The sequence below is a fragment of the Gordonia jinhuaensis genome, from assembly GCF_014639795.1.
GTDB classification, from domain to species: domain Bacteria; phylum Actinomycetota; class Actinomycetes; order Mycobacteriales; family Mycobacteriaceae; genus Gordonia_B; species Gordonia_B jinhuaensis.
In genome coordinates this window covers 1-2,345 of the sequence record NZ_BMGC01000082.1, presented here as the reverse complement: position 1 = coordinate 2,345, position 2,345 = coordinate 1, and the positions used below count along the sequence as shown (strand labels likewise).

Sequence of the window (2,345 nt, the reverse complement as noted above, 5' to 3'; positions counted from 1 at the left end):
GCGACGTTGGTCACGCTCGAGTTTCTTGTCCACCACAGTCATCAGTGTCTCGGCTTTCAGTCAGGAGCACCGCTACCTCACACAAACCATCTGACACGCTCCCTGACTCGGCCGAAGGGCCCGAACCCAAGCGCACAACCGAGTCCACGACCAAGCGAGCCTATTCTCCGCGTCACTCGGGTGTGGGTTTCATGGCTGGCTATGGCGTGATCTCCGGCGACTATGTGCGGGAGTTGGCCCAACGCGCCGGAGCGGTCATCAGACCGGTCAACCCCAAGGGCAAAGCCCTGCGCCCGCATCTGCCGTCGGACCCGTACCGGCCCAGCAGGGCGATGAACTTGTTCATTCGTATCCGGGACGGCTACTGCACCGTGCCCGGCTGCGACAAGCACGCGTTCGCCGGCGATCTCGATCACGTGCACGAATACGATCACGACAATCCCGCAGCCGGTGGCCAGACCACGGCGGTCGGGCTGGCGACCAAGTGTCGGATGCATCACCAGATGAAGACCGATGGTGTGTTCCTCGATGATCAGTACATCGATGCCAACGGCAAAGCCCACCAAATCTTCTACACCCCCAACGGCGCAACCATCCACGGTTATGCCGAATCCGGTGATGACCTGTTCCCAACGCTGCGGGACATCACCTTCACCAACCCGCAACCGCCGAAACATCCACCACCACAACCGAACACCCCAGAGTCACCGACCAGACGCCGACCACGCCTGGCAGACACACACGCCCGCCGACGCCAGGAACGAGAACGCAACCGCAAAGCCCTTGAAGGCAAAGGGGAGCAGGAAGCTCGGCGCACCATCGAGGATCGGCCACCGTTCTGATCGCCTCCGGCGTGTGAGTCGATGGCCACCCCGAGCCGGCTGTCGGTTGTTCGGGTGAACGTCGGGGTGGGTGTTTGTTGTGCTGTGTACGGTGTTTGTTCGTGATGGGGGTAAGGCCGTGGGTGCTGGTGTCGGGTGTGGTTGTGGCGGTGGTGATGCTGGTCGGGGGATGCTCGTCGTCCTCGAGCGGGAGCGCGTCATCTGGGGTGACCGGTGCCGGGACCACCACGACCGTTTCGGCGAGTGAGTCTCCGCAGTTGTCTGAGGATGATCCGTTGAACGTCAACTCCACGAAGGACTTGTCGACGGTGACCGCCACGATCGATGGTGCGGACTCGCCGTATCTGTACCGGTTGCCGAACATCTGTCCGCGGTTTCCTGACGGCGCGTTGGTCAAGGCGGGAATTGATCCCTCTCTCGGTCTAAACCCGTTCAGCGGAAGGACCACGAGTTTACTGCAGAGTTGTGAACTAACGGCGTCGGACCCCTCCGGGCAGAATCCCCAACTATGGGGGGTAGCCATTGGCATCACCTCAAATAATATTGATGAACTTATCAACCAATCACGAATCCATGTCGTCAAGTCGAACGTCGCTATTGGTCCGCATTCAGAATTTGTTTACCACTCGGACGGTGATACGGCGCTCGACTGCGAAGCCGCGTGGGGAACGTTCTTCGGTGCGGTCATGCTCAATTACAGCGGAAACACTTGGTACCCGAATGATCCATGCGCGAAAGTAGTTGACATCGCGCGTGTGCTGTACCCCTATATCCCGTCCCGTCCCGGCCGTCGGAGATGAGATGAATGGCGGTGAACGACAGCCCGCCACACGTTCATTTGTTCAGGTGAACGTCGGGGCGATGGTTTGTTGTGCTGTGTACGGTGTTTGTTCGTGATGGGGGTAAGGCCGTGGGTGTTGGTGTCGGGTGTGGTTGTGGCTGTGGTGATGCTGGTCGGGGGGTGCTCGTCGTCTACCGGTGGGAGTGCGTCATCTGTGGTGACCGGTGCCGGGACCACCACGACCGTCTCGGCGAGTGAGTCTCCGCAGTTGTCTGAGGATGATCCGTTGAACGTCAACTCCACGAAGGACTTGTCGACGGTGACCGCCACGATCGACGGTGAACACTCACCGTATGCGGACTCGCTGCCGAATATCTGTCCACGGTTTCCTGACAGCGCGTTGATCAAGGCAGGAATCGACCCGAAGCTTGGGAGAAACGCACTCAGCGCGGGTACCAGAAGCTTACTGCAAGGGTGCTCCTTCTCTGCGTCAGACCCTACAGGTGAGAATGCTCAACTTTGGGGAGTGACCCCAGCAATGACATCACAAAACGTCGATCAGCTTATCCACCAATCACGAGTCCATGTCTCCCAGTCCGACGTTCCGATTGGGCCGCACCTAGTATCTCGTGTCGTTAGTTAGTTAATGGTTGGGGGTTTGAGATACTCGGCTATGGCGAATTCTCCGGCTCCCGCTCTGGGCCTGCGTGATGGCGATGCTG

The 2,345-nt window shown here is 59.4% G+C and carries 2 protein-coding genes; both read left to right on the top strand.

Going from position 1 to position 2,345, the window contains the following annotated elements:
- Nucleotides 1–191 precede the first annotated feature (191 nt).
- Nucleotides 192–842: an HNH endonuclease signature motif containing protein gene (locus IEW22_RS19685; protein WP_188589065.1), complete on the top strand. Its 651-nt coding sequence runs from the start codon at nt 192–194 to the stop codon at nt 840–842.
- 101 nt (nt 843–943) lie between these two features.
- Nucleotides 944–1,642, top strand: coding sequence for a DUF3558 domain-containing protein (locus IEW22_RS19680; protein WP_188589063.1), 699 nt, complete (start codon nt 944–946; stop codon nt 1,640–1,642).
- Nucleotides 1,643–2,345 lie beyond the last annotated feature (703 nt).